Annotated in this window: 7 protein-coding genes; 2 read left to right on the top strand and 5 right to left on the bottom strand. The window is 65.8% G+C overall.

Annotated features, from left to right (window positions below; translation table 11 throughout):
• Positions 1-98 precede the first annotated feature (98 nt).
• Positions 99-1,139 (top strand): GSU2403 family nucleotidyltransferase fold protein, encoded by a 1,041-nt coding sequence (locus WEA77_RS02865; protein WP_368066351.1) that lies wholly within the window; start codon positions 99-101, stop codon positions 1,137-1,139.
• Between the two features lie 9 nt (positions 1,140-1,148).
• On the opposite strand, the gene der is transcribed toward WEA77_RS02865, so the two are convergent.
• From der to panB, 4 genes are all read right to left on the bottom strand, one after another.
• Positions 1,149-2,675 (bottom strand): ribosome biogenesis GTPase Der, encoded by a 1,527-nt coding sequence (gene der / locus WEA77_RS02860; protein ID WP_368066349.1) that lies wholly within the window; start codon positions 2,673-2,675, stop codon positions 1,149-1,151.
• A gap of 54 nt (positions 2,676-2,729) precedes the next feature.
• On the bottom strand, positions 2,730-4,079 hold the full coding sequence (locus WEA77_RS02855) for a PQQ-binding-like beta-propeller repeat protein (protein WP_368066348.1): 1,350 nt from the start codon (positions 4,077-4,079) through the stop codon (positions 2,730-2,732).
• Positions 4,076-4,801: a hypothetical protein gene (locus WEA77_RS02850; RefSeq protein ID WP_368066347.1), complete on the bottom strand. Its 726-nt coding sequence runs from the start codon at positions 4,799-4,801 to the stop codon at positions 4,076-4,078. The genes WEA77_RS02855 and WEA77_RS02850 overlap by 4 nt, the downstream gene beginning before the upstream one ends.
• 78 nt (positions 4,802-4,879) lie before the next feature.
• On the bottom strand, positions 4,880-5,707 hold the full coding sequence (panB, locus tag WEA77_RS02845) for a 3-methyl-2-oxobutanoate hydroxymethyltransferase (protein WP_368066346.1): 828 nt from the start codon (positions 5,705-5,707) through the stop codon (positions 4,880-4,882).
• A 58-nt stretch (positions 5,708-5,765) separates the two neighbouring features.
• On the opposite strand from panB, the gene WEA77_RS02840 reads away from it, so the two are divergent.
• On the top strand, positions 5,766-6,164 hold the full coding sequence (locus WEA77_RS02840) for a hypothetical protein (RefSeq protein ID WP_368066345.1): 399 nt from the start codon (positions 5,766-5,768) through the stop codon (positions 6,162-6,164).
• Positions 6,165-6,167: 3 nt separating this feature from the next.
• Here WEA77_RS02840 and WEA77_RS02835 read toward each other — a convergent pair whose 3' ends face one another.
• Positions 6,168-6,749 (bottom strand): NnrU family protein, encoded by a 582-nt coding sequence (locus WEA77_RS02835; protein ID WP_368066344.1) that lies wholly within the window; start codon positions 6,747-6,749, stop codon positions 6,168-6,170.
• Between the last annotated feature and the right edge of the window lie 266 nt (positions 6,750-7,015).

Below are 7,015 nucleotides of genomic sequence, written 5' to 3'. Positions count from 1 at the left end.
TAGAATTGCCTATGGACAAGTCTGTCCGGCCGTTATACCTTTTTTCCAATAGCAGGTATAACCAAGGCCTGACCCAACCAGTTCCGGGAAGTCCGCCCATGCAACAGATCCCCCTGGCCATCCAGACCGCCTTTGCTGATCTGGTCGAGCGCTGCATCGATGCGAGTTTCGATCAGGACTTCAATGAGCAGGGCCAGTTTGTGCGCGTGAACTCAAAGGGCCGCGAGTACTGGTACTACCAGCTCTATGGCGGCGGGACGAGAACCCGGCGTTACGTTGGACCTGTCGCCGAAGAGGCCATTACGCGCCGCGTTGAAGCCTTCGGTCGCCTCAAGGGAGACTTCGCCGAACGCCGTGAAACGGTGCGCGCCCTTTCAACCAACCTGCCTCAACCGGATGCGCTAACGGGCAATATTATCGACGCGTTATGGAAGGCTGGCTTCTTTCGGCTGAGAGGCGTGCTCATCGGCACAGTCGCTTTCCAGACTTATGCCGGATTGCTTGGGGTCAGGCTTCCGGGCGCTTCGATCATGACCCAGGACAGCGACTTCGCACAGTTCAAGGCGATCTCCGATGCTGTCAGGGATTCCATGCCGCCGATCCTCGCCATCCTGAAGGCGGTCGATGACACATTTGAAGCAGTCGCCACCCTTGACGGCCCGGCCGCCGTCGCGTTCTCCAACCGGCAAAAATACCGGGTTGAGTTCCTGACGCCCAACCGCAGTAAATCCGAGTACGGATCAAGACCAGCCTCGATGCCGGCCCTCGGAGGCGCCAGCGCACAACCGCTGCGCTATCTCGACTTCCTCATCCATGAGCCGGTCTGGTCCGTTATCCTGCACCGGGGCGGCGTTCCCGTCCGCGTACCTCAACCTGCACGCTACGCCGTTCACAAGCTCATCGTATCGACGCTGAGACCGGACCGGTCCCGCGCCAAGTCGGACAAGGATCTGATCCAGGCCGGCACTTTGATCGAAGCCCTGAGTGTCCGGCGCAGTTTCGAACTGGGCGAAGCCCTTCATGTGGCCGAGGCGTCCGGCCCGAAATGGAAGGCGGCGATCGACCGGGCCGTCACAGGCCTCGATGCCGGAAGCGTTCCGCTGCTTGCGAAGGCGCGCGACGCCTATCGCGCAGGCTGACGCTCGCCCCTACTCCTTCGCCCGCTTGTAGCGCGGCGGGCCATCCGGCCCGATCCGGCCTGCATAGGGGTTCTTGCCCTGGCGCACAAACAGCCGGATCGGCACGCCGTGCATGTCGAAGGCTTCGCGCACGCCGTTGATCAGGTAGCGCTTGTAGCCTTCCGGCATCTGGTCTCCGCGCGAGGCGATCAGCACAAAGGTCGGCGGGCGCGCCTTCATCTGCGCCATGTAGCGCGGCTTGATACGCTTGCCCTGCACGCTTGGCGGCGGATGGTGTTCGACCGTGTGGCGCAGCCAGCGGTTGAGGTCGCCGGTCTTCACCTTGGCGGTCCAGTCCTTGTAGACCTTCACCACGGCCGGCATCAGCCGGTCGACATGGCGCCCGGTGAGGCCTGACAGGAACACCACCGGCGCGCCGCCGCCATTCGGCACCAGCCGGTTTGCGAGGTCGCGGATATGGCGCGCCGCGCCGTCCTGGTCCTCCACCGAGTCCCATTTCGACATCACCAGCACCAGCGCCCGGCCTTCGCGCAGCACGAGGTCGGCAATCTGCAGGTCCTGCTTCTCCAGCGCCTCATGCGCGTCCATGACAAGCGCGACGACATCGGCATATTTCAGTGAACGGATGGTCTCGGCGGTCGACATCCGCTCGAGTTTTTCCTGCACGCGCGCCTTGCGGCGCAGGCCAGCGGTATCAACCAGCCGGATCTGGCGGCCTTCCCATTCCCAGTCGATGGTGATCGAGTCGCGCGTGATCCCCGCTTCCGGCCCGGTCAGCAGGCGCTCCGATTGCAGCAGCTGGTTGATCAGCGTCGACTTGCCGGCGTTCGGCCGCCCGACAATTGCCAGCCGGATCGGACGCGGCGTCTCAGGCTCGACATCCGGCATGTCCACATCCGCCGCCTCGATGGCGGCCACCAGGTCGTCGTCGGACAATGTCTCGTCATCAATGTCGATATGCGCAAGCTTCTCGAGAATATCCTCGCCGCCGCCGGCGCCGTAGTTGGGCTCGGCCTCCTCCAGCGCGCGCTCGAAGGCCTCCGGGCCCAGCACGTTGCGGATCGCCTCATAGAGTTCGGCAAAGCCCTCGCCGTGCTCTGCCGACAGGCCGACCGGCTCGCCGAGGCCCAGGCTGAACGCATCCATCACGCCCGCTTCGCCCTGCCGGCCCTCAGCCTTGTTGGCGGCCAGCACGACCGGCATGTTCGCCTTGCGCAGCAGCATCGCGAAGGTCTCGTCCTCCGGCGTCACACCGACGCGCGCATCGATCAGGAACACCGCGACGTCCGCTTCGGCAATCGCCGCCTCGGTCTGCGCCCGCATCCGGGCCTCGAGGCTGTCATCGCGGACATTGTCGAAACCGGCCGTATCGATCACCAGCAGCGGCAGGGTCGCAAGGCGCCCCTCGGCCATCTTGCGGTCACGGGTCACCCCCGGCTGATCATCGACCAGCGCGAGCTTCTTGCCCACCAGGCGGTTGAACAGGGTGGACTTGCCGACATTCGGCCGTCCGACAATGGCAAGTTTCAAAGGCAAGGCCGTGGCCCCTCTGGTTTATGGGGGCCAAAGCGAGGAAAAGTCCTGCTGGCCCTAGTCGATGGCGATCAGTTTGGCTCCGTCCGTGAGGACATACAGCCGCCCCTGCGCCGCAATCGGCTCGATATACACGGTATCCCGAAGCTTCAAAGAGCCTGCCTGCGCGCCGTCCTGAACGCCGAAGGCCTTCATCTCGCCCTTCGAGGACACCACAATCACCCGGCCCGAGGCCACGATCGGGGCCGACCAGGTCAGTTTTTTCTTCTTTTTCTTCTCGTTTTCGAACTGCGCCAGCTGGGTCACCCAGTAGGCTTCCCCGGTCGCCGCATCGAGGCAGGTCAGCTCATTTTCCGTGCCCACCACGAAGATGAAACGCCCGGCGAGAGCCGGCGCGCGGGTCGACCCGACCGGCGCCGTCCAAACCCGTGCGCCGCTGCGGCCATCAATGGCCACCGTGGTGCCGGACTGGCTGGACGCGAACACGAGACCGGCGCCGAGCACCGGGCGCGAGCCGATATCGTTGATCTCGGAGATCGGCGTGAACCGGCCGGCCTGCGTCAGCGCGTCCGTCCAGAGACGGCGGCCATTGGCGGCGAGATAGGCAATCACTTCGCCGGAAGAGAACGGCGCAATCACGAACTCCTCGACCGCGGCAACGCTGGAGGTGCCGAGCACGCGGGCCGATTCCGAAATCGCCTGATCGCTCCACACGGTCTGGCCGTCGGCAAGGCTGAGGCTGAAGACTTCATTGTTATTGGAGGCCACGAAGATGCGGCCGTCATCGATGGTCGGCGAACCGGTCATCGGTGCGCCCAGTTCGCGGCGCCATTTCTCGGCGCCGGTCGCGGCGTCCAGCGTCACGACATAGCCATAGCCGCTGGCAACGACGAGCGTGTCACCGGTCACGGCCAGTCCGCCGCCGGTTGCCGACTTGTCGCGCTTCGAGCTGCCCTTCAGGCGCTTCGACCAGACTTCCGACCCGGTCCTCAGGTTTGAGGCGCGCACCATCTGGTTGGCGTCCAGCGTGTAGATCGTCGTCGCACTGGTCACCGGCGGTGTGGTGATCGCGCTCTTGAGCGACGAGCCCTTGCCGACCGATTTGCGCCAGGCAATATCCAGCTCTGGTGCAGCGATCACATGGCCCGGCGATTTCGTGGCGTTGCCGCCGGCCTCAGTCCAGGCCTCGACTGCGACCGCCGCCGGCAGCTCAACCACGACACCGGTCAGGGTTTCGCTGGGCGCAATGCGCTCGTTATCCAGCACCATGGTGATACGCCCGGCGCGGTCTTCCGCTTTCAGGGCTTCTTCCTTGTCATTGCCGAAGCTCGGAAAGCTGCTGCACGCATTCAAGGCAAGCAGGCAGACCAACGCCGCGGCGGCGACGGCGGAACGGGAAAAAGTCATTGGCCGGTCTCCTGCGGCTGCTCGGCAGTCGCATCTGTTGGCGCCTCGGTCGGCGCGGGGGTTTCAGGGGCAGCCTCCGGCGGCAGCGGAATGGCGTCCAGCGCCAGCTCCGCCCGCTGGATCACGCCTTGCGGCGCGGCGGCATCAAACTTCAGCCGGTTATACTCAGTGCGCGCGCGGGCAATGTCGCCCACCGCAAAAGCTTTCGCCGCAATCAGTTCGCGCGACAGGGCGCCCAGCGCCGTTTCCTCGGCCGCCAGCGAGCCGAGCGTCGTTTCCAGTTCGTCCAGCGTCAGCGTATCGGCCCGGAAATAGGCTGCCTTGAGCAGCGCGAGGCGCTCGTAAGGGCCGCCCTCGGTGCCGCCAACCGCTGCCAGCGTCTCAGCTGCCGCCGCCGCATCGCCGCCGTCCTCCAGCTGCGTCTGCGCCAGGTAATGCGCGGCCAGCGGCGCGAGTTTCGAGCCGCTGTCGACGATTGCCTTCAGCGCCGCCTGCGCTTCCTCATAACGCCCGTCCTCGAGCGCCTTGACGGCAGTCTCCAGTTCCAGCGCCCGGGCCGCCCGGGCCGAAGCCGCCTGCGGCTTGACCACGAATTCATTGACCGCGACCGACCCGATCATAACGGCGACTGCGCCATACACGAACGCACGCCAGCGCTGCCAAAGGCTCGCCAGCCTTTCCTCGCGGACGTTCTGGTCAACTTCAGAGAAAATATCGGTCAACGGGCGCTCCGGCGGGGCTTTGGTGGATTCGGCGCGAACCTAGACGCCGCGCGGGGCGGCTGCAACGGAACAACGCTGTCAGGCTTCAGGTTTTCGCAGGCTGTAAGTCTCGGCCTTGCCCGGGAAGGTGCGGGCCCGCACATCCGCCGCATAGGCCGCCACCGCCTCGGAAATCGCCGTATTCAGGTTGGCATAGCGGCGCACGAATTTCGGGGTCCAGTCAAACAGTCCCAGCATGTCCGGTGTCACCAGGATCTGCCCGTCACAGGCGCCGGACGCGCCGATCCCGATGGTCGGGCAGGCCACAGCCGCGGTGATCTCCGCCGCCAGGTCTTCCGCGACGCCCTCGATCACGATGGCAAACGCCCCGGCCTCCTCGGCCGCCCTGGCCTCCGCCATCACGCGCGCGCGCTCATCCAGCGTGCGGCCCTTGGCCCGGAAGCCGCCATCCACGTTGATCGCCTGCGGGCGAAGGCCGACATGGCCCATGACCGGAACGCCCCGTTCCACAAGATGGGAAATCTGCTGCGCGGCATAGGCCCCGCTTTCGATCTTCACCGCCTGGCACCCGGTCTCCTTCATGATGCGCGCGGCGTTCAGGAAGGCCTGGTCCGCATTCGTCTCGTAAGAGCCGAACGGCATGTCAACGACCACGAAGGCCGCCTGCGACCCCCGCATCACGGCCTGGCCGTGCAGGATCATCATTTCCATCGTCACGCCCACGGTGGAGGCCAGCCCGTGCACCACCATGCCGACACTGTCGCCGACCAGCAGCAGGTCCGCATGCGCGTCCAGCAGCGCGGCCATCGGCGCATCATATGCCGTCAGGCACACCAGCGGCGTTGCGCCCTTGGCGGCGGCAATATCCTTCACCGTCTTGCGGCTCGTCTGCGTTTGCTTTGACATCGGCTGAGCGATTAGCCCGCCGCCGCGCGGGCCGCAAGGAAACAGGAGGGTTAACGCCGTGACATCCCCGGTCCGTAAGCTTCTTGTCTGGGCGCTCGCCTATGGGCCGCTGGCCTTCGCGGCGGGCTTCGTCTTCGGCGCCCTGCGCGAACTGGTCCTGATCCCCGCCTTCGGCGAGCGGACGGGCCGCCTCGCCGAATTCCCGGTCGCTACCCTCGCCGCCTGCGCCATCGGCGCCTGGGTCGGCCGGCGCACCGACGCCCCCGCCCTGGCGCTCGGCGTCCTCGGCGTCCTTGTCCTCGTCGCCCTCGAAAGCACCCTGGCCCTCGGCCTGGTGCGCATGAGCCTGCGCGAATACCTCGCGGGTTACGACCTCACGCACGGCGCACTTTTTCCGATCGGCCTCGCCCTGATGGCCGTCGCGCCATTGCTTGGCCGTAGATTGAAACCTCGCTGATCCTCAGCCGGGACGCGCCACCACGCCGAACAGGATGGGGTGCAGCCAGAGAAGGATAACAACATAAAGCGCAATGCCCGCGCCCAGCGCGATCAGGTCGCTCGTGCCTGACAGCGCCTTGTCCGGCCCCGGCCCGTTATCACCGCGCCGCTTCACCGCAATCCGGTCGATCACGCCATAGGCGAGGAAACTGCCGAACAGGACGACCGAGTTCAGCTCCCCGTTCGCCAGCAGGTGCCCGAAAGCCCAGATCTTCACCGCCAGCAGCATCGGATGCTTTACCGCCCTGGCGATCCGCCCGGCCGGCAATTGCGACGCGACCAGCAGCACCATCGCCGGCAGCATCAGCGCGAGGTTCAGGTGCGCCAGCCCCGGCGGCGGCACATAGAGGATCGGCGCCGGCCGCGCCGCGCCATAACCCCAGACGATCAGCACGAAACCCGCCAGCGACACGAGGCTGTAGAGCCCCATATACGGCCCCGCGCCCATCTTCACCCGGATATCCTTCCCGGCTTCCCGGCTGCGAAACGCGCTGAAAAGATGCGCCCCGAAAAAGATCACCAGCCCCAGAACAAGAAACGTCATGCCACAGCCTCCCCGGCTTTTGCCGCAGGCTACCCTGATTGCGGGGCCTGGGGAAGCGCGCCGGCGGAGGCCCCGCTCCCGGAGACAGAGGAGGCCGGGGGTGAGGGGGCGCAACGTTGCGGGCAGCCGCTTCACTGACCGCGGCGTCAAACACCTGCTTACGCCGATATCCAGCCGGCCCCGCCTCTGCAGGATCATTGCCTTGCAGGATCATCCCGGCAATCGGCGCAACTCCCTTTGCACCGGGTGAATTCCCCCCATATCGC

Origin of the sequence: Hyphomonas sp. (genome assembly GCF_040882205.1) — a bacterium.
Lineage (GTDB): Bacteria > Pseudomonadota > Alphaproteobacteria > Caulobacterales > Hyphomonadaceae > Hyphomonas.
The sequence above is the reverse complement of the archived record's forward strand: the minus strand, read 5'-3'. Positions and strand labels throughout refer to the sequence as shown.